A 22653-nucleotide genomic window follows, 5' to 3' on the forward strand; every position below is an offset into this window, starting at 1 on the left:
CGATCCGGCAGGTGTTGTTGAAGATCCACAGTAGGTGCAACCTCGCCTGCGACTACTGCTACGTCTACCAGAACGTGGACCAGAGCTGGCGGAACCAGCCGGTCACCATGGCGGAGCCGGTCGTGGAGCTGGCCGCCGCCCGGATCGCCGAACACGCCGCACGACACCACCTCCCGGCTGTCACCGTCATCTTCCACGGCGGTGAACCGCTGCTGGCCCGGAAAACCCTGATCGGGTACGCCGCCCAGGTCCTCCGGTCGGCGGCGCCCGCCGGCACCCGCGTGGATCTGCGGCTGCAGACCAACGGCGTACTCCTCGACGACGACTTTCTGGACCTGTTCGACCGGCACGACATCCGGGTCGGCGTCAGCCTGGACGCCGGCGAGACCGGCAACGACCGGCACCGGATCTTCCCCAGCGGCCGGGGCAGCTACCGCAGCGTCGCCCGGGCGCTGCGGCTGCTCGCCGGCCCCGACCGCCGGCACCTCTACGGCGGCGTGCTCAGCACCATCGATCTGCTCAACGACCCGATCGAGGTGTACCGCAGCCTGTTGGAGTTCGACCCGCCCCGGCTGGACTTCCTCCTCCCGCACGGCAACTGGACCGCGGCGCCACCCGGCCGGCCGCCGAACGACGGCACGACACCGTACGCCGACTGGCTGATCCCGATCTTCGACCGGTGGTACGCGACCCGGCCGCAGCGCACCGGCATCCGGCTCTTCGAGGCGCTTATCGACCTGCTGCTCGGCGGAGCGAGCCGCAGCGAGGCGGTCGGACTGGGTCCGGTCGACCTGCTCACGATCGAGACCGACGGCACGATCGAGCACGGCGACACGCTGAAGACCACCGAGGACGGGATGGCCGCGACCGGCCTGCACCTGCGGTCGGCCGGCTTCGACGACGTGCTCGCCCTGCCGGAGTTCCGGGCCCGGCAGTCCGGGCTGGCCGGACTGGCCGCCACCTGCCGGGCCTGTCCGCTGGTGCGGGTCTGCGGCGGCGGCCTCTACGCCCACCGCTACCGGGCCGACAACGGCTTCGACAACCCGTCGGTCTACTGCCCGGACCTGGCCGCGCTGATCCGGCACGTGCACACCCGGCTCAGCGCAGACCTGCGCCCGTCTCGACCCGAACCGGCGGGCGCCCGACCACCTGCCTAGACCTGGCCCGGGTCGATCTCGCACTCCTCCCGTTCACCCCGGGCGATCGCCTCGACGATCTGGTGCTCGCGGCCCAGCGCCCGGGAGGCGACCGCCAGCAGACTGGCCCGGAACTCGGCCAACCCGTCGGTGTCGCCCAACTCCTCCCGGCTGGAGATCAGGTTGCAACCGGCGACCAGCCGGTCCGGGTGGGTCTCGCCGAACCGTTTGGTCATCACCGCGAACACCCGACCTTCGATCTCCCGCGCCTGCTCGACCTCGCCGACCACGAACCGGGCGTGTGCCGCGATGATCCGGCACTGCAACGTGTACGGGTGGTCCGGCCCGACCACCGCGTCCAGACCGTCGACCACCTCGTCGGCCAGTTGCCGCGCCTCGTCCACCTCGCCCAGCCGGCGCAGGTAGGCCACCAGGTTGCCGGCGACCCCCAGCGACCAGATGTGGTTCACCCCGATCGCCTCCCGGTAGCGGTCCCTGCATTCCCGGCCGAGTCGGACGGCCTCCACCTGGTTGCCGAGGGCCGAGAGCGTCAGTGCCAGGGTGTTGGCGCAGGCCAGCCGGTCGAGACTGTGCGCGGAACGGGTCGCCTCGTAGGCGGCGTAGGTCTCCCGGGCCAGGGCGTACGCCGGGTCGAGGTCCCAGAGCCGGCGGAGGGTGGCGGACAGTTCGACGGCGGTGCGGAGGGTGTCCGCGTGGCTGTCCCCGTGTACGTCCCGGTGCACGGCGAGGCCGGTCTCCAGCAGCCGGCGGGAGCCGCGCAGGTCGCCCGTGAGCCGCAGCACCCGGCCCAGGCTGTTCGCCGAGTAGAGGGTGTCCGGAAACCGCTCGCCCAGGGTGCGTCGTCGGCCGTCGTACGCGGTCTGGTGCAGCCGCCGGGCCTCCCGGTACTCGCCGAGTTGTTCCAGGCTGACCGCGACGTTGTTGGTGGCCCGCAGCGTCTGCCTATGGTCCGCACCGAGCAGGTCCGTCGACTGGCGCAGTGCCTCCTCGGTGAGCTCGCGGGCCCGGCGCAACTCCATCGTGACCCACAGGTCGGCGGCGAGGCCGGACATGCACATGATGGTGTCCTGGTGCCGCGGTCCGACCGTCGCCATCAGTCCCGCGTACGCCTCCTCGTCATACCGCCGGGCCGAGTTGAAATCCGCCTCGGGACGGAGGGCGTTGCCCAGGAACATCTTGGCCTTGAGAATCTTCTGGTCGTCGGCGGGCCAGCGGGCGGACCAGGCGTCGAGCGCGGCCCGCAGCAGGTCGGCGCTGCTCGCGGTGTCGCTGCGCAGGTAGAGGTAGCGGGCCACCTCCAGGACGAGGCGACGCACCTCCTCGTCGGTGGAGCGCAGCGCCCGGGACGGGACGAGGTGCGGCCAGAGGTTCGCGAACCCGGGCCAGTGTTCCGGCCGTTCCGAACTGCCCGGATAACCGGCGACCAGGATCTGGTGCACCTGATCGCGGTAGGACTCCGCCGTCTCCGACGGCAGGCTCTCCCGGATCACCGCCTGCACCAACCGGTGCATCTGCAGGCTGCCCTGCCCCTCGTCGAGGCTGACCAGCGCGTACTTGCGGGCCTGTGCGATGAGTCGGCCGTAGTTGGCGTCGTCTCGCAGCTCCGGGTCGTCGCCCGCCACCGCCGCGATGAAGGCCCGGCTGTAGAGCAGCGACGAGGGGATCGGCTCCGGCCCGAAGAAGGCCAGCAACTCCACCAGCCGGGCCGACGCCGGGCTCTCCTGGCGGAGCCGGTCCAGCGAGAGCAGCCAGGTCACCTCGCCGGCCCGCTCGTAGCCGGCCGGCGGGTTCTCGGTCAGCAGCCGGGAGAGCTGGTGCTCGACCAGGGCGAGGTAGCGGTCCACCGGGATGCCGGTGGCCGCCAGCCAGGAGCCGGCCACCTCGATCGCCAGCGGCAGGTCGCCGAGCCGCTCGGCGACCCGGTCGGCTTCGTCGACCGTGAGCGCCGGCCGGCGGAGCCGGAGCAGCTCGATGCTCTCCCGCCGGCCGAACGGCCGGACCTCGATCAGCTCACCGGCGCTGGCCCACGCCGGGCTGCGCGAGGTGACAAGCACGTGTCCCCGCCCGCCGGGCAGCACGTCCGCGAGGTCCGCCGGTTCGCCGGCGCTATCGAAGATCAACAACCAGCGCCGGTACGGCCGGCCCTGGCTCAACGCCTCGCTCAGCAGCCGGATCCGCTCGGCCGTGGTGTCCGTCTTCGGAATCCGCAGCTTGTCGGCGAGGTCCACCAGGCCGGCCCGCACCATGCTGCTCTGGCTCGACGAGATCCACCAGACCAGGTCGTAGTCGGCGGCGAACCGGTGGGCGTACTCGGTGGCGATCTGGGTCTTGCCGACGCCGCCGAGGCCGGCCAACGCCAACACCGAGCCGGCACCGGAGCGGGCCGACAGGTGGTCACGGATGGCGGCCAGCAGCCGGCGGCGGCCGGTGAAGCTGGAGTTGCGCAGTGGCAGCCAGAAGACCCGGGGCGGGTCGGCCGGAAACCGGGGCGGGTCCGGACTCTCGCCGCCGACCGGCGGCTCGGCGGTCGGCCGGTTGAGCGCGGCCAGCAGCGCCCCCCGGGCCCGCTCGGCGGACATTCCCGACAGCTCCAGCGCCCCGAACTCCGCCAGCTCGGCCGGGGGTGTCGTCCCGTCCACCGAGATGGTCAGCAGGTTCGACCGGCGCTGCCCGGGCGCCGACCCGAGCTGCCGCTGCGGCCAGGCGACGATCTCGGGCGGCACCCGGTACGCCGCGGAGAGCACCACCGCGGCCAGGTCCGCGTCCGCCCACGCCTCCGGGCCGGGCTGGTCGGCCTCGGCCCCGGCCTGGTCCGACCCGGGCTCCGCCTCGGTGGCGGCCGCCACGTCACGCAGCACCGCCGGCAGCCCCACCTCGCTGAGCGCCCCGGCGATCCACTCCGCCCACATCCGGTCCTCGGCGGCGTAGCTGATCAGGACCCGGGTCATCGCCCGCGGCCGGGTGCGTTCGAACTTCGACAGCCAGTACCGCCGCACCGGATCGTCGAACGGGGCGAGCCGCTCCAGGTCGCCGCCGATCACCCCGGCCAGCCGCTCGTACGCGGCCAGCAGGGTGCTCGGCTGCCGGGGCCGGTCGCCGAAGGCGGCCAGGATCTCCTCGTACGCGTAGTAGACCTTGTAGGGAATCTCGACCTCGGCCCAGTAGCGCGCCCTGGCCTCCGGGTCGAGGTGCTCCAGCAGCGACGCGAACCGCAGCCAGGCGTATTCGCGACCGGCGTCGAGCTTGTTCTTCTCCCCCTCCTCGACCCGCATCGGCACCGGCAGCACCCGGATCGGTTCGTCGACCCGCAGGTTGCGGATCGAGCGGGCCACCGCCACCGCGCCGTCGATGCTCTGGGTGCTCAGGGTGAAGCAGTTCACCACGGTGTCGGGCAGCATCACCGTGCAGATCCCGGCGCTGTCGCTGAGCCCGGTCCGGCTGTCGATCAGGACGATGTCGTAGCTGTCCCGCAGGTTCTGGCGCAGGTCGGTGAGGAAGGCGGCGCCACCGAGCCGGTCGTAGAAGCTGGGCCAGTCGAAGGTGCTCACGGTCGCCGAGTAGGCCGGCCCCTGCCGGCCGGCGGGCAGCAGGTCCAACTCGCCGCCGTCGGCGAACCGCCAGTCCAGCGAGACCGCGTACCGGCGGACGTCGGGGCGGACCGGCTCCGCCGGTGTCCCGTTGGGGACCGTCTGCTGATGCTGGACGGCCGCCTCGGCGAGTTCCCGGACCAGGTCGATCACACCGTCGGAGGTGTGCAGTTCCGGGTCGGCCAGCAGCGGGTGGAAGAACCGGTGCAGGCCGGGCGACTCCAGGTCCCAGTCCACCGCCAACACCCGGTACCCGTTACTGGCCAGGATCCAGGCGACGTTGGCCAGCGCCATCGTCCGCCCGGTGCCGCCCTTGTACGAGTAGAAGGTGATGATCTGGCCCGGCCGTCGACGCGCCTGGGGTGGATCTGCCGTCACTGCCCCTCCTCAGGGTCCTTCCAGAATGGGACGGGATCGCCCGGGTCCGGGCGGCTCGTCTGCCGGCCCGCGACCCTGCGAGAAGACCCGGTTGCGGGCCACTTCGAGCACCACCTGCAGGTCCTCGTCGAAGGCCCGGTGGCTGAGAATGTCCGGCCGGAAGGCGAACGCCTCACCGGCCGCGACCCGCCGCAGGAACACACTGCGCAGCCCGTCGGAGAGCAGCCGCCAGTTCTCGTGCGTCTCCTGGTCCTCATGGTTGCGTGGCACCATCGCCGTCTCGGCGGGCGCCGCCCGGATCTCCCGCTCCACCAGGGCGCGCCGCAGCTCGTCGATCTGGGTCGCCCAGGCGTCGACGAGCAACACCACGATCCGTCCACCGGCGGTCTCCAGACCGGACCCGGACAGCGCCGACACCTCTGAGGTGAGCCCGCGCTTGGCGGCCACCGCCCGGGCGAAGTCGGCAAGTGAGTCCGCCATCGTCGGCAGGTACGGCGCCCACTCGACCGGGAACTCGCCGTAGTAGTCGACGTCGCGCCGCACGGCGCTCGCCTCCTCCCGATTCGGCGCCGCGATCACGAAGTGCACATGGTCGGTACGCGCCGCCGCGGATTGCCACGGGGTCGGCTCAGCCCGGTGGTTGGCGGGGTGGAAAGCACTCGGCGCCCGCACGAACTCCACCCGCTCCGGCGGCGGGATCGCCGGCAGCGGATCGGTGCTGGCGTTCTCCACGATCTGGTCGGCGAGCACCGCCAGCAGGTCGAGGTACTCGTCCTGGTTACGACGCAACCGCAGCAACTGCCGCAACCCGTCCCGGCGGTACCCCGGCCCGAACGCGGCACTGTCGTACTGCAGCCGCTGCACCGCCGCCGGCACCTGCCGCGGCGGCAGCCAGAACGCCGGGATGATGGTCCGCGACCGCGTACCGGTGGCCCGCTGCTGCCGCTCGACCCGCTCGGTGAAGATCTGCCACTCCCGACCGCACGCCTCACTGACGAAGTACCGCGGTGAGCAGAGCGCGAGGAACGTACCGGACTCGGCCAACGCGTCCACCAGCTCGGACGACCAGGTCGCCCCGATGCCGATGCTGTGCGTGTCGAAGAAGCCGACCTCCTCGCTGCTGGCCAACCCGGCCCGGACCCGGACCTCACCACAGAGGTCCCGGTAGAACTGCTCGACGTACGGATCGTCGTCGCTGCGCGCGTAGCTGAGGAAGAAGAAGAGCCGGGGCCGAGCGTCGTCGGCCGACCCGGGCATCTGACCGGGATGCTGCGCGGGCACGTCGGACCCCCCGTCGAGATGGCGGAAGAAGGACCAGCGGGCGTCACGGCTGGCGATCGAGACATCCCGCAGAGCCATGATGCACGGTCCGGTCTCGATTGGGTAATGGCCGTATCACCGGAATACTCTCGACGTCCGTCCTGCCAGGACGCGACTTGACGTCGATTCGCCGGCGCGGTAGCGGATTGAAGGGGATCGGCATGCCGCGCCCGCGACCCTGATGCCTGTTGCCTACCGCTGGTCGAACCTGATCTATCGCCCCGACCACGCCACTGGCGCAGGTCGGGCGAGCGGACCACGGCGGCACCGGAGCGACCCGACCGATCGACGTCCGCCGTTGACCGATCAGGGTCTTGCGGATGCGTGGCCGGTCCGTCCAGAATGGGCCGCGCAGTGTGTCGATGGCGGAATTCGGCAAGCCAGAGTAGGAGCGCGCACACGAGCACGACTCGCCTTGGGAGGAGCAGTTGCTGCGGTTCTTCCTGAGTCGTGCGGCTGGCGATGACGACAGCTACGCACTCCGGTTCTTCCGTGACCTGTCGGCCACGATCAGAGAGATCGCCGACGTGGCTGGCGACGTCGGCTTCGTCGAGGCCTCGGACGCGGGTGGCCGGGCGCCATGGTCGATCGCCGCGCGGGACGCTTTGACCTCCTGCCGGACGTTTGTCGCGTTGTGCTCACCCCGCTATTTTCTCAGTGAGCGAAACGGGCGGCAGTGGTGGATCTTCGCCGACCGGATCCGTCGCTACGAACGGGCGACCGGGCAGCGGCCACCGGCGCTGATCCCGGTTCTCTGGTCCAGCGCCGGGGAGGCCGAGCACCCAGGCGGCGGGGACCGGCGGGGCGAACTCGGTAACGAGCCGATCCGGCAGCTCATCCGGCTACGCAGCCGACGCCCACAGTACGAGACCTACCTCGCCGAGTTGGCGGGGCGGATCATGACATGCGCGGAGACGCACCCGCTACCGGAGTCCGAACCGGACTTCGACCCCGACCGGATACCGAACGCGTTCGACCTCGGCGGAGCTGACGCCACGACCGAGACGCCGGAGGCGCTGGCCTTCGCCGAGGCGCCGACCCAGCGGGTGCACTTCGTGGTGGCGGCCGGGTCCCGGTCCGAGATGGACGAGGTCCGCAACGATCTCCGCTTCTACGGCGAGCGCGGACGGGACTGGGCGGCCTATCATCCGACGCTGGCCGAACCGCTGGTGGCCCACGCCCGCGCCCTGGCCGGTGAGCGGCTTTTCGGTTCGGACGTCAGTGATCTCGATCAACTGGCCCATCGGGTCGACCAGGCCCGCCGGAACAACGAGATCGTCGTGTTGCTGGTGGACAGTTGGGTGACTCGGCTCGCCGGCTATCAGCGGATGCTCGCCGAGTTCGACGGGCGGGGCGAATCGGGGGTGGCGGTACTGGCACCGGCGAGCAGCACCGATCCGGAGACGGTCCGGCACCGGGGCGAGTTGCGCGCCCAGTTGGGCCGGACGTTCCCGCACAACCTCAACCGGGGTGACCAACTGGTCCGGATCGAGATCGACAGTCCCGAATCATTTGAGATCGACCTGGTGACCGCTCTCGAAGAGGCGCAGAATCGCATCTTCAGCCATGGCCGGGTGTTTCGCCGACCGGCCGGGGACGAGCCGCCGGACCGGCCGATCCTGCAGGGGCCCTGATGGCGCCCCCTTCATATACTGGGCCCGGCTCGCAAATGTCCTCCACAGTGCGGGACGGTGCAACAGTGGCGATGACCGGCCCTCACGGTCAGGAGCGCTCCGGCACGATCATCACGTTCTACTCGTACAAGGGTGGGACCGGCCGGACGATGGCGCTGGCCAATGTGGCCTGGCTGCTCGCCAGCAACGGGTACCGGGTGCTGACGGTCGACTGGGACCTGGAATCCCCCGGCCTGCACCGCTACTTCCATCCGTTCCTGGTGGACAAGGACCTGCGCGACTCGCACGGCGTCATCGATCTCGTCCGGGAGTACGCCCGCGCCGCCACCCGGCCGACCGACGGCGATTCCGGTCTGCTCGACCGGGCCGAGCTCACCCGGCTGGCCCGGATTCAGCGGTACGCCAGCTCGCTGGACTTCCCGTTCCCCGGCAACGGCGGCATCGACCTGGTGCCGGCCGGCCGGCAGGGGCCGGAGTACTCGGCCCGGGTCAGCACCTTCAACTGGGACGACTTCTACGACCGGCTCGGCGGGGCGGCCTTCCTGACCCGGCTCCGCGACGACCTGCGCGGGCACTACGACTTCATCCTCATCGACAGCCGCACCGGACTCAGCGACACGGCGGGGATCTGCACCGTGGTGCTCCCCGACATGTTGATCAACTGCTTCACGATGAGCACCCAGAGCATCCAGGGCGCGGTCGCGGTGGCCCGCTCGATCCGCAACCTGCGCCGGCGGCCGATCCGCATCCTGCCGGTGCCGACCCGGGTCGAGGACGGTGAGCAGACCAAGCTCGAACGCAGCCGCACCCACGCCCGGCGGCAGTTCGAAGAGTTCGTGCGCGCCCTGGACCGGCAGGACGACGACAAGTACTGGGGTTCCGTGGAGATCCCGTACAAGCCCTACTACGCGTACGAGGAGATCCTTTCGGCGTTCGGTGACCGGCCCCGCCAGGAGGGTTCCCTGCTGGCCGCGTACGAGCGGCTGACCAGCATGATCATTGACGCCCCGTGCGAGTTGCCGGCGACCCTGGCGGAGCCGCAGCGGCAGCGCTGGCTGGCCGAGTTCGAGCAGCGGGACCCGGTCACCCAGCGCGACCTGGTGATCAGCTACGCGGCTCGGGACCGGATCTGGGCCGAGTGGATCGGCTCGGAGCTGCGCCGGGTCAGCCAGCCCAGCCGGCTGATGGAGCAGCGCGCCTCGGTGGCCGCGGTCGAGCACGTCGACCGGATGCTCGTGCTGATCTCCCAGGAGTCCGTCCGGTCCCCGGTCGCGGAGCAGCTCTGGCGGCGTGGGCGGGACCGGGAGTTCCCCGGCGGTCGGTTCCTGGTGCCGGTCCGGCTGGACAGCACCGCGGTGCCGGCGCCGTTCGAGGAGCGCGAGATCGTCGACCTGCACAGCGTGTCGGCGGCCCGGGCGCGAGAAGTCCTCCTGGCCGCCCTCGGTCTGCACGACCTGCTGTCGACCGGTGGCGAGTCGCCGTCCTGGCCGCGGTTCCCGGCACTCCCACCGCCGATCTGCAAAATCTCCGGCCGCAACCCGGCCTTCACCGGCCGGGAGGCGGTGCTGGAGGAGCTTCGGGTCCGGCTGTTCCGGCACACCACCGCCGTACCTGTGGTCCTGCTGGGTCTCGGCGGCGTCGGCAAGACCCAGGTCGCGCTGGAGTACGCCCACCGGTTCGCCGCCCACTACGACATCGTCTGGTGGATATCGGCGGATCAGCCGCCGATCGTCCGGGCCGAGTTGGCCAAGCTCGCCGGACCACTGCGAATCCCCGTCGGCTCGACCACCAACGAACAGGTGGACGCCGTGCTGCAGGCCCTGCGTCAGGGCACCCGCTCGCCGCGCTGGCTGATCATTTTCGACAACCCGGAGAGCCCCGAAGAGCTGCGCGACTTCCTCCCGGACGGTCCCGGCGACGTCATCATCACCACCCGCAATCCCAGCTGGGCCCAGGTCGGGGACGCCATCGAGGTCGGCGTCTTCGAACGCGCCGAGAGCGTGGAGCTCATCTCCCGCCGGGTCGCGGCGTTGCCGTCGACCGACGCAGCCGCGGTCGCCGAGCGACTGGGCGACCTGCCGCTGGTCGTGGAGCAGGCGGCCGCCTGGCTGGCCACCACCGCGATGCCGGTACGCAGCTACCTGGACCTGCTCGACACCCGGCTCTCCGAGGTGCTGGCCGAGCGCCCACCGCCGGGGTACCCGAACTCGGCGGCGGCGACCTGGAGCCTGTCGCTGGAGCGGCTGCGGCAGAACCGGCCCGCCGCCGCCCGGCTGTTGGAGCTCTTCTCGTTCTTCTCGCCGGAGCCGATCCCGACCTGGCTGCTCTCCACGCCGCGGATGGTCGAGGATCTGGTGGCGGTCGACCGGGGCATGCGAGACCCGATGCTGCACGGTTCGCTGATCCAGGATATCGGACGCTACGCCCTGGCCCGGGTCGATCCGGCAATCAACTCGATCCGGGTACATCGGCTGGTACAACAGGTGATCAGGGACGCCATGAGCGTCGAGGCGAGGGCGGAGACGCGGGTGCAGGTTCAGGAGATCCTCGCCGCGGCCGGGGCGGCGCGGCAGGGCGGTCCGGACGACCGGGACAACTGGTCGACCTTTGAGGAGCTGCGCCCGCATCTGGTGCCGTCCGGGACGCTGGACTCCCGGGACGACGCGGTCCGGCAGTTCGTCGTCGACATGGTGCGCTATCTGACCCTCAGCGGCGACCCCGCCGGCGCGGAGGAGCTGGCCGTCCGGGCCGACTCGCGCTGGTCCCAGCTCCACGCCGACGAGGACGCCCTCAGTCTGCGGATGCGGGTCCAGCTCGCGAACGCTCTCCGGGCGGCGGGTCGCGATTCCGAGTCGCTGCGCATCAGCGAGGCGGTGCTACCGCTGCTGGACACGCTGCTCGGCCCCGATCATCCGTACCGGCTCGAGGGGGCCAGCGGGTTGGCGGCCGACATGCTCTCCGCCGGCCGATACGCCGAGGCCCTCCAACTCAACCATGAGATCTGGAACCGGTGGCGCGGGGCGTTCGGTGACGACTTCCCCCGTACCCTCAGCGCCGCGAACAACGTCGCCCTGGCGGAGCGGCTCAACGGCAACTTTCCGGCGGCCGCCAAGATAGACGCGGAAACGCTGCGGCGCCGCCGCAAGACCCTTGGCGAACGCGACTACTGGACGCTGTTCTCCGCGATGAACTACGGCCGCGACCATCGTGACCTCGGAAACTATCCGGCATCCCGAGAGTTGCTCGAGGAAGCCCTCGCCTCCTGCCGCGCCCGACTCGGCGAGGATCACCCACTCACCCTGCTGGTCGCGAAGAGCCTCACCGTCACGCTCCGACGGATGGGCCACCTGCCCGAAGCCAACGAGTTGGGTGCGGACACCCAGAAGCGGTCCCGCACCGTGCTCGGCCCCGGCGTCCGGGACACCGTCTCCTGCACCCTGGAGATCGCCTGCCTACGTTCCGCGATGGGCGACCACAGCGGGGCGCAGGAGCTGGCGCGACAGGTGCAGCGGTTCTACCGGGACAGCTACGGTCCGGCGAACCCGCACACCCTGGCCGCCGAGAACGACCTCGGCATCTTCCTGATGCGGGCCGGCGACGGCTGGTCCGCGCGCCCGATCCTGGCGGAGGCAGCCGGCAGGCTCGCCACCACCCTCGGCGGGGAACATCCGCACACCCTGGTCTGCCGGCTCAACCTGGCGAACGCCCTGCACGCCACCGGCGATCTGACGGAGGCCAGACGCCTCGACGAGCTCAGCTACAGCCGGCTGGCGCCGCTCGGGCCGGAGCACCCGACGGTGATCGCCGCCGCTTCGAACCTCGCCGTCAGCCTTCGCGACACCGGCGCTCCCCAGGACGCCCGGCGCCAACTACAGGAGGCGCTCCGGCTCTCCCGGCAGGTACTTGGCGACGACCACCCGAATACGCTGGCGATCCGCAACGGCGAACGCATCAACTCCGACATCGAGCCGGAGCCGCACTAGGCCGGCCGGCAGCTACCGGGCGTGGCGCGAACGACGGCCAGAGTCAAGCCACCACCGCGCCACCTCGGCCGCGCCCACCCGGCCCTGTCCCGCGGCGTGCACCTGCCGGAGGAGGTCGATCTGCCGGGCCCACCGCTGGCCCACCCGCGCCGACCTCGCCGTCGCGACGGCGAAGCCGACCCAGCCGGAGTGGCAGCCGCCGTCGATCGCCGCCGCATAGGCCGCCCGGGCATCGCGGAACCGACCCGCAAGGTAGGCCCGGTCGCCGTCGCGAAGTGCTGGCTCGAAGGGCAGATCGGTGCCGGGCTCGGGCGGGCCGGCGCCTGCCGCCGCCGGATCGGGCTGCCCGGCCGGCGCCGCGCCGATGGTGCCGACCCGGATCATGCGGGCGAACGCCGGCTCCGCGGGACCTACGGCGACGGCCGCCGGCGGTGGCCGGTCCACCCGTACCACCGCCGCCGGATCGACCCGCAGCCATCGGGGCTTCGGCGCTCGCGCCAGTCGGGCCAGATCCTCGGGCTCCGGCCTGCCGTGTACGAGCCGCCACCGCACCTCGTACGCCAGGGCGGCATCGGCGGTCGCCCGGTCGATCTCCGTCGGCACCGGCTCCCGGCCCCAGCGGATCAGGGTGGCGCGCAGCTGGCCGGCGAACTGGCGACCGCGAGCGGTAAGTTCCGGGGCGGCGAGCAGACTGTCGGCCGCGAGCATCGTCAGCCGGCGCCAGAGCGCGAACTCGTAGTGGGCGGTGCGGACCGCCGGCCGCTCGACCAGCACCGTCCGTCGGCGTCGCCAGAAATCACAGACCCCGGTGTGCGCGTACGCCCCGTGCATGAGCGCATGGATCGGTCGCGGGTCGAGCCGCCACGGTGCGAAGTAGGAGCCGCTGCGCGACCGGTAGAGGCCGTGGATCTCCTCGACGGCGGAGAGCTTCATGTGCTGAAACTCGTGAATCATCGACATCGCCAGGTTCTCCGGATGCGCTGCCATCGAGACCGCCAACGACCCGAAGGCGCGGAACGAGGTCGCGCCCTGGCTGGTTCCCGCGGCCGTCTGCGCCAGTGGGGTCAGGGACTTCAGCGCCCTCCGCATGCCCGCCGCGTGCTCCGGGTGGTGCGCCACGATCAGTGCCCAGGCCCGGCGGCAGTGGTCGGCGAACCGTTCGGCATTCTCCTCGTCCAGCCGCTGCGCCACCTGCCACTGATAGCAGTCCCGGTTCGGATCCAGGTCCTCGATCGCCAGGACATGTCCGTCGGAGGCGCCTTCGACCCGCACCGAGCGGACCGGCTCCCAGCCCGGCGCCGGTTCGTCGACGGGGCGCGGCACCACCACGGCACCGTGGCTGCCGGTGAAGACGACGCGGGAGCGATCAACGATGATCCGGACCTCCCCCGCGCCAAGGCCGACGGCGGCTCCCAAGGTGGGCAGTACCACCACCCCGTCCCGGCTGGGCACGGTCAACTCGACCGGAATTCCGGCCTGGACGGCGGCGGCGACGGCGAGGGTGGTCAGGTGGCTCAGATCGTCGCGCAGGGCCGCGTTCGTGGTGGCCGCCGCCCCGGCCTGAGCGAGCCGGTTCAGCCAGGAACTCGCCCAGTTGTCGAAGAAGGGATACGCGAGGACCGCCCGGACCACGTCTTTTCGGACGTGCTCGGCCTCGACCAACAACTCGACCGCGGCCCCGACCGTCGCCGCAAGCTCGGAACCGGCCACACACTGGATGATCGCCAGCAACAGCAGGCGCCGTTTGGAGCGCTGACTCGCGGCGAGAACCTCGATGGCGTCGGGCCGCCCGTGGCCCGACGCAATGCTGAGGAACTGGGAATGGGACAACCGGTACAGCTCAACATTCATGCGCGTCCGTCGCCCACGAATCGCCGAGCCGGAACGTCGTCGGGACCGACGCCTGAGCCATTGCCTCGGATGCCATCGTCAGGAACCTTCCGCACGCGATTCGACGCTTACGTCAGCTCCTCGACCGAGGCGGTGCCGCGCCGGCCAGGCGGGGGAGCTCGCGGTGTACCGCAGCCGGTAAGGGCGAGCCGGCCGGCAGCGGGCACCGACAGGAGCCGCGCCCTTGCCGCCCCGACGTCATTTATCTGCACCGATGTTAGTTCCCGTTGGAGGTCTTGCCGAGACGGCACTGACCGCGGTCGGCCCCGCGAAACCGGTCCGACCCGGCTGGTCCAGGTGCCGCAGTCCGATCAGGACGGCAGGGGCCCGGCCTCCGGTGGCACCGCCCGGCGGGCGGGGCGGGCGCCGGAGAGCACCACGATGGCGACGCCGACCAGCAGCAGGCCCAGTCCGGGGAGCGCAGCCGCCCGGGGCAGCTGACCCAGCCAGACCCAGGCGATCAACGCGGCCCCGGGTGCCTCCAGCAGGATCAGGACGCTGATCGTGGTGGCCGAGATCCGGCGCAGCGCGTAGCTGAACATCGAATGGCCGAGCAGTTGGGCGCCGACCACCAGGCCGAGGATGGCCAGCCAGGTGGGGCCGTCGAATCCGGTCAGCCGCACCCCGCCGAGCAGGCAGCCCACCAGCAGCGCGAACGCGCAGACCCCGTAGCAGATGGTGGTGTAGGTGGTGGTGCTGAGGGTGACCCGGGCCCGCTCGCCGAGGGCGGTGTAGACCGCTGCCGCGAGGCCGCCGAGCACCGCCAGCAGATCACCGGCGAACGCCCGGCCGGAGGTGCCGAAGTCGGCGCCGGTCGCCCAGCCGGCGCCGAGCACCGCCACCACGATCCCGATCCAGGCCGCGACCGGCAGCCGCCGGCCCTGGCCGAGCGCGATGAGTCCCTGCCAGATCGGCTGGGTGCCGACCAGGGCGGCGGCCGCGGCCACCGAGGTGAGCTGGGCGCTCGGCATCCAGGTGGCGAAGTGGGCCGCGAGGGCCAGCCCGGCCAGTACGCAGTAGCCCGCGGTCCGGCGTCCGGCCGCGGTGGCCAGCAGCCGGAGCTCGGCCCGGCGTCGGAGCAGCGCGAACGGGCCGAGCACCGCCGCCGCGAGGATGTTGCGCCAGAACGCGAGGGCCAGGGCAGGGGCCGCCGCGAAGGCGATCAGCGGGGCTGAGGAGGAGACGGCGAGCAGTGCGAGCAGCACCGCGGCGCCGGAGAGCGGGTGGCTGGCCGGCCGGACCGGCTCGTCGGCTCCGGCCGGCCCGGGGGACGCGGTCGGCACGAAGAAATCGTCACACGTAACAACGGGTGACTTTTCGATAGACGAGACGTTACGATTCCTCACGATCCGCGCTCATCCACACACTCCACGTCCGGAGGTTGGTTCGCGTGCCCCACTTCCGCGCGGTGATCTTCGACTTTTTCGGAACCCTCAGTCACGCCGTCGAGCGGGGAAGGCGGCACGACGTGGTCGCCGACCTGCTCGGCTGTGACCGGCAGGCGCTCATCCACGTACTCGATCGGTCTTTTCCGGTCCGGGCCAGCGGTCAGCTCGGGGACGCGCGGGCCAGCCTGCGGTGGCTCTGCCGGCGGCTCGGGACCAGGCCGACCGACGCCGCGCTGGACGCCGCGCTGGCGGCCCGGCTGGACGCCGTCCGGGCCGACATCCGGCTGCGGGCGGACGCGGTCGAAACGCTGCGGGCGCTGCGCCGCGGCGGGCTGCGGACCGGCCTGATCAGCGACTGCACCCACGAGTTGCCGGTCATCCTGCCCGACCTGCCGGTCTTTCCGCTGCTGGACATCCGGGTCCTGTCGGTCGAGGAGGGCAGGTGCAAGCCCGACCCGGCGCTCTACCTGGCCGCCTGCGCCCGGCTCGCGGTGGCGCCGCCGGACTGCCTCTACGTCGGCGACGGTGGTGGCCGGGAGCTGACCGGGGCGATCCGGGCTGGCCTGTCCGCGGTCCGGCTGGCCGCCCCGGACCTTGCCGGTCATCTGGTCTTCGATCCGGATCTGGCCTGGTCGGGTCCGCTGGTGCGGTCCCTGGCCGAGGTGGTGGCGCTGGCGACGGGCGACGACCCGGCCACCGGGGACGGCCGAGCACCGGCCGCGACCGGGACGTCAGTCCAGGGCTGACCCGGGTCGGCCGGTCACCGCCGGCGGACCCGGTGCAGCCGGAACGGGTTGCGGGGCCGGCGGACCGCACCGGTCGGTCGGGGCGGTTCCGCGAGCGAGTCGTCGGGCAGCGTGGCACCGGCGGCCAGCGGCGCGTCCACCGGCACCAACCGACTGAGTACGCACTCCGCGGCCCACCGCTCGACCAGCTCGGCCGCGGACCCGGGCGCGTTCAGGCGCTTGGCCGCGACCAGCGGGGCCGCCTCGGTCCACAGCTGGCTGCCGGGCTCCACCCGACGGACCTCCGCCCGCCAGGTGACGATCCGGCCGCCATGGTCCCCGCGCAGCGTCACGGTCGCGGTGCTCGCCTCGGCCAGTCCCGGCGCGGCCTGCTCACCCGGGCCACTGGCCACGTAGAGCGCCCCGTCCAGCGGTACGCACCACAGGCCGACGGCCGGTCCGTCGGCGACCGCCACCCAGGCGATCGCCGCCTTCTTCATCGCCTCGGCCACCAGCGGGGCGGGCGTGCTCTCGGCTACCTCGTCGGTCACCCCTCGTATCCTGCCTCACCTCGCGCCGGACCGGGCGGCCCGACGGTTGCCTACCGGCGCTGCCGGGCCGCATAGGCTGGGCCGGTGACGACTCCGAACCGGGTCTACATCGCCCGCCTCGCCGGGCTCACCGTCTTCGACCCCAACGGTGACCAGGTCGGCCGGGTTCGCGACGCGGTGGCCCGGCTGCGTACCACGGTCACCCGGCCACCGCAGGTGGTCGGGCTGGTGGCCGAGATGCCGATGCGCCGGCGGATCTTCCTGTCCATCAACCGGATCACCTCGATCGACGCCGAGTCGGTGGTGCTCGGCACCGGCACGCTCAACCTGCGCCGGTTCGAGAAGCGGCCCAACGAGCTGCTGGTCCTGGCCGACCTGCTCGACCGCCGGGTCCAGATCGAGTCGAACGGCCGGCCGGGCACGGTGGTGGACGTCGCGATGGAGACCAACCGCAACGGTGAGTGGACGCTGACCCGGGTCGCGGTCCGCGAGCAGACCGGCCGGCTCAGCCGGCGGGGCCACCTCCACCAGCTGGAGTGGGAGAAGGCCCGCGGCCTGATCGGCCTCTCCGAGACCCGGGGTACGGCGAACCTGCTCGCGGTGCTGGAGGGGATGCGGGCGGCGGACCTGGCCAACGCCCTGCAGGACCTGCCCGACCGGCGGCGGGACGAGGTGGCCGCCGCGCTCGACGACGAACGGCTCGCAGACGTGCTGGGCGAGTTGCCGGAGCGCGACCAGGTGGAGATCCTCACCGCGCTCGGCCGGGAACGGGCCGCCGACGTCCTGGAGGAGATGGACCCGGACGACGCGGCCGACCTGCTCAGCGAGCTCCCGCCACCGGAGCAGGAGGTGCTGCTGGACCTGATGGAGCCGGACGAGGCGGACCCGGTCCGGCAACTGCTCAAGTACAAGCCCGGCACGGCCGGCAGCGTGATGACCAGCGAGCCGATCATCCTGCCGCCGGACGCCACGGTGGCCGAGGCGTTGGCCCGCATCCGGGAGCCGCAGCTCTCCCCGGCGGTGGCCGCCCAGGTCTTCGTGGCGCGGGCGCCGCTGGCCACCCCGACCGGCCGCTACCTCGGCATGGTGCACTTCCAGCGGCTGCTGCGCGAACCCCCGGCGGAGCTGGTCGGCGGGGTGGTCGTGAACGACATCGACCCGCTGCAGCCGGGCACCCCGCTGCCGGAGATCACCCGCCGGATGGCCACCTACGACCTGGTGGCGATGCCGGTGGTGGACGCCACGAACCGGCTGCTCGGCGCGGTCACCGTCGACGACGTGCTGGACCAAACGCTTCCCGCCGACTGGCGGGACCGCGACGCACCGGTGGGGAGCACAGATGGCTGAGCCGCGTCGCGTCCCCCGCCTGGACCAGCCGCGCGAACCGCAGCGGATCCGGCTGCCCCGGTTCGACCCGGAGGCCTTCGGCCGGTGGTCCGAAGGGATCGCCCGTTACATGGGCACGGCCAAGTTCCTCGTCTACATGACCGTGCTCATCGCGCTCTGGCTGGGCTGGAACTCGCTCGCGCCGCCGTCGATGCAGTTCGACCCCTATACCTTCACCTTCCTCACCCTGGTGCTGTCCCTGCAGGCGTCCTACGCCGCGCCGCTGATCCTGCTCGCCCAGAACCGGCAGGCCGACCGGGACCGGCTCGCCATGGAGGAGGACCGCCGGCGGGCCACCATGCAGAAGGCCGACACCGAGTACCTGGCCCGGGAGATCGCCGCCCTGCGGATCGCGCTCGGCGACGTGGCCACTCGCGACTTCGTCCGCAACGAGCTGGCCCGGTTGGTGGAGGAGCTGGACGAGCAGGCCCAACGCCGGCAGCGCCTGGACCGCCGGGACTACCGCCGGGAGATCGAGCGGACCCTGCAGCCCGCCCGGCCGGGCTCGGCCGCCGACGGTCACCCCGGCGCCCGACCGGGCGACGAGGAACCCCGGGACGAGGTCGACGGGGACTGAGGTGAAGGGCGACTGGCTCACACCCGCCGCCGCCGTCACCCGGCGCACCCGGCACGCGACGTAGCATGGCCACCATGTCTGCTCCACCCGTTCGCGAAGCCGCCTCCGCCAGCGCCACCGAGGACGCCATCCAGGCGGCGCTGGCCACCGTCGACGACCCGGAGATCCGCCGGCCGGTCACGGAACTCGGCATGGTCCGGTCCGCGGTGCTCGCCGCCAACGGCACGGTCCGGGTGGAGCTGCTGCTCACCGTCGCGGGCTGCCCACTGAAGGACAAACTGCGCACCGACATCACCGCCGCGGTCGGGGCCGTGCCGGGCGTCACCGCCGTCGAGATCGAGTTCGGGGTGATGACCCAGGAGCAGCGCCAGTCACTGCAGGCGAGCCTGCGCGGTGGCGGCGCCAGCGCCGAGCCGGTCATCCCGTTCGCCCAACCCGGCTCCCGGACCCGGGTGTACGCGGTGGCCAGCGGCAAGGGCGGGGTGGGCAAGTCGAGCGTCACGGTCAACCTGGCCGCCGCGCTGGCCGCGAAGGGCCTGTCGGTGGGCGTGGTGGACGCCGACATCTACGGCCACTCGGTGCCCCGGATGCTGGGCACCGAGGCCCGGCCGACCCGGGTCGAAGAGATGATCATGCCGCCGCAGGCGCACGGCGTGAAGGTGATCTCGATCGGGATGTTCACCGCCGGGAACGCCGCCGTGGTCTGGCGCGGCCCGATGCTGCACCGTGCCCTGCAGCAGTTCCTGGCCGACGTGTACTGGGGGGAGCTCGACGTCCTCCTGCTCGACCTGCCGCCCGGCACCGGCGATGTGGCGATCTCCCTGGCCCAGCTGCTGCCGAACGCGGAGATCCTGGTGGTCACCACCCCGCAGGCCGCCGCCGCCGAGGTCGCCGAGCGGGCCGGCGGGATCGCCCTGCAGACCCATCAGCGGCTGGTCGGCGTGGTGGAGAACATGTCCTGGCTGGAGCTGCCCGACGGCAACCGGATGGAGATCTTCGGCGCCGGGGGCGGCGCCACGGTCGCCGAGTCGCTGACCCGCACGGTCGGCGCCCAGGTGCCGCTGCTGGGCCAGGTCCCGCTCGACACCGGGGTCCGGGAGGCGGGCGACGCCGGCACGCCGATCGTGCTCGCCGCGCCGCGGACACCGGCCGCCCAGGCCCTGATCGCGGTCGCCGACCGGCTGGCCATCCGGCGCGAGTCACTGCTCGGCAAGCCGCTCGGCCTGCGTCCCGCCGGCCGCTGAGGGCCGACCCCCCAACCTCGGGCGGCGGTCAGGTGGCGTCGAAGTCGACCGAGCGCTGGGCCGGGGCGGGGCTGGCGTTGCCGGGCGTGGTCGTCGTTCCGGTGCCGCTCGGGCGGGCCGCCGTCCGCACGTCCGCGGCCGAGGCGACGTCCTTCAGCTCGTTGTGCACGCCCGTGAGGTCCGAGCGCAGGTCCTCGTACGCGCCCCGGAGCGGTTTGCGCAGCGCCTCCTCGTCCTCCTCGCTGAGCAGGTGCTTGCGGATGAACGCCTTCGGGTGCAGGTCCTCGAGCTGAATGTCGGTGCCCAGCTCACGGCTGAGGTCACCGGTGGCGTTGCGGGCCATGTTGCGCAGGTTGCGAACCATCCGCAGCCCGTCGTTGATCACGTTCGGCAGCCGATCGCCGAAGATCAGCAGCGCGAGGAGCAGCAGCGCGCCGATCTCCCACCAGTTGAGGTTCTCGAACACCGGTTGCCTCCTCGCCCTCTTCCTCGGCAAGAGTACGCACCCGGGCCGCCCCGGCGGGAGGGGGCGATCGGCGGACCCGGCCGGCGGCAGTGAGTCAGATCACTGCGCGTCGGCGGCGAGGGTGACCGAGGCGGTCTGGGTGGCCGCACCCCGGCGGTACTCCACCGTCACCACCGAACCGGGCGCATACTTGCGGACCAGGGCGATCAGGTCGCTCGGCTGCTCCAGTTGCCGGCCGTCGAGCCGCAGCACCACGTCACCGGCCCGCAGGCCGCCACCCTCGGCCGGGCCGTCCGGTTCGACGGTGGCGAGCCGGACCCCGCCGGTGGTGCCGCTGCCGGGACCGCCGACCTGGGCGCCGATCACCGTACGCCGGGCCTTGCCGGTGTCGATGATCTCCTGGGTGACCCGTTTGGCGTGGTTGATCGGGATGGCGAAGGCCAGCCCGATGTTGCCGGCCGTCTCCTCGTCCGCGGCCAGCGACTGGATCACCGAGTTGACGCCGACCACCCGGCCGGCGCCGTCGACGAGCGGACCACCGGAGTTGCCCTGGTTGACGGCGGCGTCGGTCTGGATCGCCGCGTAGTAGCGCACCTGGCCGCCCGGCTCACCCACCCGGATGGTCCGGTCCAGCGCGCTGACGATGCCGGAGGTGACCGTGTTGGCGAGCGCGAGCGGGGTGCCGAACGCCAGCACCGGGTCGCCCACCGCGATCGTGTCGGAATCGCCGAACTCGACCGGCACCAGTCCGGTCCGGGCGACCTTGATGACCGCGATGTCCGACTCGGGATCCTTGCCGACGAGCGTCGCGGCGGCGCTGGACCCGTCGTTGAAGACCACCGTGGCCGAGCCGGAACTGGCCTCCACCACGTGGTCGTTGGTGATCACGTAGCCGTCCGAGGTGGCCACGAAGCCGGAGCCGATGCTCGAACCACCGCCGCCGCCACCGGGCACCCGCACCGTCACGACACTCGGCAGCAGGCGTTCGGCCACGCCGGCCAGCGAGTCGGCCGGCCGCTGCGCCACCGCCGGCACCTCGCCGCCGGACTGGCCGAGCAGGGTCCCGCCGCCCGGGCTGTTGACCGCGAAGGCGTACCCGAGGGCGCCGCCCAACGCACCGGCGAGCAGGGCGCTGATCAGCGAGACCAGCAGGAGCGGGGTCAGACCGCGGCTCGGCACGGAGTCCGGATCGACGACCGGCTCGGGGCCGACCCGGTCGGCGGGCGGCGGGGCCTGCACCACGACCGCCATCGGCGTACGGGGGTCTCGCCACGGGTCGCGCAACGCGTCGGACCACCAGGGTGAGGGGGTCCGGTCGTCGGACCCGATCGGGGTCCGCGCCGCCGGTCCCACCGACGGCGGCGAAGCCGCGGTCGGGGTCCCGTCGGGCTGGCGCCAGTTCCAGCCGTCCGTCACGTTCGGTGCCTCCCAGTCCGTCCCGGAAGCCGGCGCCGCTGCGCCGACGGCGGTGACAAACCTCCGGCCGGGGCGTCCGGGTATCCACATCCAGGATTGCACGGATGTCCGGAGCAAACAGCCGTTGGCCCGCTGGCAACCGGCGGCACCCCCGCCGGCCCCCGGGGGTACGCCCCTGCCGATCGGTGGTGGGCGCATCTAGGCTCATAGCCACCAGTGGTCCCCCGTCGCTCATCCGGAGGTGTCCCATCGCCACGGTCGCCCGGCCAGTCAGCCCGATGACGGCCCAGGCACTCCAGTTCGCCGAGGCGTACGTAGCCGAGGATGTGGTGCTGCGTACCGCGCGGGCCCTCGCCATCGAGGTGGGCCTGGACGCGGTGACGCCCGCGGCCGGGGCCGCGCTGCGGCTGCTGGCCGCCGCCGGCAGCGCCCGGGCGGTGGTGGAGATCGGCACCGGGACGGGCGTCAGCGGGCTGTGGCTGCTCCGGGGGATGCGGCCGGACGGCGTACTCACCAGCATCGACGTGGAGTCCGAGCATCAGCGGATCGCCCGCCGGATCTTCCAGCAGGCCGGATTTCCGGCCGGTCGGACCCGGATCATCACCGGCCGGGCGCTCGACGTGCTCCCCCGGTTGGCCGACGGGGTGTACGACATGATCTTCGTCGATTCCGACGTGACCGAGTACCGGGGCTGCGTGGACGCCGCCCAGCGGCTGCTGCGGCCGGGCGGGGTGCTCGCGGTCGGCGGTGCGCTGGCGCACGGCCGGATCGCCGATCCGGCCGCCCGGGACGTGGAGACCGTCGCCGTCCGCGAGGTGGTCAAGGCGATCCGCGAGGCGGACGAGTGGATCCCGGCGCTGTTGCCGGCCGGCGACGGGTTGCTGGCCGCCGTCAAACGCTGACGGCCGGCCAGGGACGCCAGGCCGGCGCGGAAGCGCCAGCCCCAGGCAC

15 protein-coding genes are annotated in these 22653 nt (G+C 72.3%); 8 read left to right on the forward strand and 7 right to left on the reverse strand.

Features of this window, described 5'->3' with window-relative positions:
• Positions 1 to 11 precede the first annotated feature (11 nt).
• Entirely contained in the window at positions 12 to 1157 is a 1146-nt protein-coding gene (locus O7627_RS30080) for an FxsB family cyclophane-forming radical SAM/SPASM peptide maturase (protein ID WP_278096824.1), read from the forward strand.
• Here O7627_RS30080 and fxsT (O7627_RS30085) read toward each other — a convergent pair.
• Together fxsT (O7627_RS30085) and O7627_RS30090 are read right to left on the reverse strand one after the other, a co-directional pair.
• The gene (gene fxsT, locus O7627_RS30085) at positions 1154 to 5122 is read right to left on the reverse strand and encodes an FxSxx-COOH system tetratricopeptide repeat protein (RefSeq protein ID WP_278096825.1); all 3969 of its coding nucleotides are present in this window, start codon (positions 5120 to 5122) and stop codon (positions 1154 to 1156) included. The two genes, O7627_RS30080 and fxsT (O7627_RS30085), sit on opposite strands and share 4 nt — an antisense overlap.
• 9 nt (positions 5123 to 5131) lie before the next feature.
• Entirely contained in the window at positions 5132 to 6481 is a 1350-nt protein-coding gene (locus tag O7627_RS30090) for a TIR-like protein FxsC (RefSeq protein ID WP_278096826.1), read from the reverse strand.
• 389 nt (positions 6482 to 6870) lie between these two features.
• Here O7627_RS30090 and fsxC point away from each other — a divergent pair, with 389 nt between their 5' ends.
• Both fsxC and fxsT (O7627_RS30100) read left to right on the forward strand, forming a co-directional pair.
• Complete coding sequence (fsxC, locus tag O7627_RS30095; protein WP_278096827.1) at positions 6871 to 8076, forward strand: FxsC protein; 1206 nt, start codon at positions 6871 to 6873, stop codon at positions 8074 to 8076.
• A 71-nt stretch (positions 8077 to 8147) separates the two neighbouring features.
• The gene (gene fxsT, locus O7627_RS30100; RefSeq protein ID WP_278096828.1) at positions 8148 to 12059 is read left to right on the forward strand and encodes an FxSxx-COOH system tetratricopeptide repeat protein; all 3912 of its coding nucleotides are present in this window, start codon (positions 8148 to 8150) and stop codon (positions 12057 to 12059) included.
• Between the two features lie 12 nt (positions 12060 to 12071).
• Here fxsT (O7627_RS30100) and O7627_RS30105 read toward each other — a convergent pair whose 3' ends face one another.
• Together O7627_RS30105 and O7627_RS30110 are read right to left on the reverse strand one after the other, a co-directional pair.
• Positions 12072 to 13910, reverse strand: a complete 1839-nt coding sequence (locus O7627_RS30105) for an HEXXH motif domain-containing protein (RefSeq protein ID WP_278096829.1) — start codon at positions 13908 to 13910, stop codon at positions 12072 to 12074.
• Between the two features lie 350 nt (positions 13911 to 14260).
• Positions 14261 to 15232, reverse strand: coding sequence for a DMT family transporter (locus O7627_RS30110; RefSeq protein WP_278096830.1), 972 nt, complete (start codon positions 15230 to 15232; stop codon positions 14261 to 14263).
• A 107-nt stretch (positions 15233 to 15339) separates the two neighbouring features.
• On the opposite strand from O7627_RS30110, the gene O7627_RS30115 reads away from it, so the two are divergent.
• Positions 15340 to 16083, forward strand: a complete 744-nt coding sequence (locus tag O7627_RS30115; protein WP_278096831.1) for an HAD family hydrolase — start codon at positions 15340 to 15342, stop codon at positions 16081 to 16083.
• Between the two features lie 14 nt (positions 16084 to 16097).
• Here O7627_RS30115 and O7627_RS30120 read toward each other — a convergent pair whose 3' ends face one another.
• A complete protein-coding gene (locus O7627_RS30120) occupies positions 16098 to 16562 on the reverse strand; it encodes a hypothetical protein (RefSeq protein ID WP_278098490.1) in 465 nt (154 codons plus the stop codon).
• A 135-nt stretch (positions 16563 to 16697) separates the two neighbouring features.
• Between O7627_RS30120 and O7627_RS30125 the strand changes: the two genes are divergently transcribed.
• The 3 genes from O7627_RS30125 to O7627_RS30135 all read left to right on the forward strand — a co-directional run bounded on the left by O7627_RS30125 (position 16698) and on the right by O7627_RS30135 (position 19820).
• On the forward strand, positions 16698 to 17960 hold the full coding sequence (locus tag O7627_RS30125; RefSeq protein WP_278096832.1) for a CBS domain-containing protein: 1263 nt from the start codon (positions 16698 to 16700) through the stop codon (positions 17958 to 17960).
• On the forward strand, positions 17953 to 18576 hold the full coding sequence (locus tag O7627_RS30130; protein ID WP_278096833.1) for a DUF1003 domain-containing protein: 624 nt from the start codon (positions 17953 to 17955) through the stop codon (positions 18574 to 18576). The genes O7627_RS30125 and O7627_RS30130 overlap by 8 nt, the downstream gene beginning before the upstream one ends.
• A 74-nt stretch (positions 18577 to 18650) precedes the next feature.
• Positions 18651 to 19820 carry a P-loop NTPase gene (locus tag O7627_RS30135; RefSeq protein WP_278096834.1) on the forward strand — a complete coding sequence of 390 codons (1170 nt, stop codon included), beginning with the start codon at positions 18651 to 18653 and terminating at the stop codon, positions 19818 to 19820.
• A gap of 28 nt (positions 19821 to 19848) precedes the next feature.
• Here the strand turns inward: O7627_RS30135 and O7627_RS30140 are convergent, their stop codons facing one another.
• Positions 19849 to 20286 carry a preprotein translocase subunit TatB gene (locus O7627_RS30140; protein ID WP_278096835.1) on the reverse strand — a complete coding sequence of 146 codons (438 nt, stop codon included), beginning with the start codon at positions 20284 to 20286 and terminating at the stop codon, positions 19849 to 19851.
• Between the two features lie 99 nt (positions 20287 to 20385).
• Positions 20386 to 21702, reverse strand: coding sequence for a trypsin-like peptidase domain-containing protein (locus O7627_RS30145; RefSeq protein ID WP_278096836.1), 1317 nt, complete (start codon positions 21700 to 21702; stop codon positions 20386 to 20388).
• A 278-nt stretch (positions 21703 to 21980) separates the two neighbouring features.
• Here O7627_RS30145 and O7627_RS30150 point away from each other — a divergent pair, with 278 nt between their 5' ends.
• Positions 21981 to 22604: an O-methyltransferase gene (locus O7627_RS30150; RefSeq protein WP_278096837.1), complete on the forward strand. Its 624-nt coding sequence runs from the start codon at positions 21981 to 21983 to the stop codon at positions 22602 to 22604.
• The last annotated feature ends 49 nt before the right edge of the window (positions 22605 to 22653 follow it).

The organism is Solwaraspora sp. WMMD1047, from assembly GCF_029626155.1.
Classification (GTDB): domain Bacteria; phylum Actinomycetota; class Actinomycetes; order Mycobacteriales; family Micromonosporaceae; genus WMMD1047.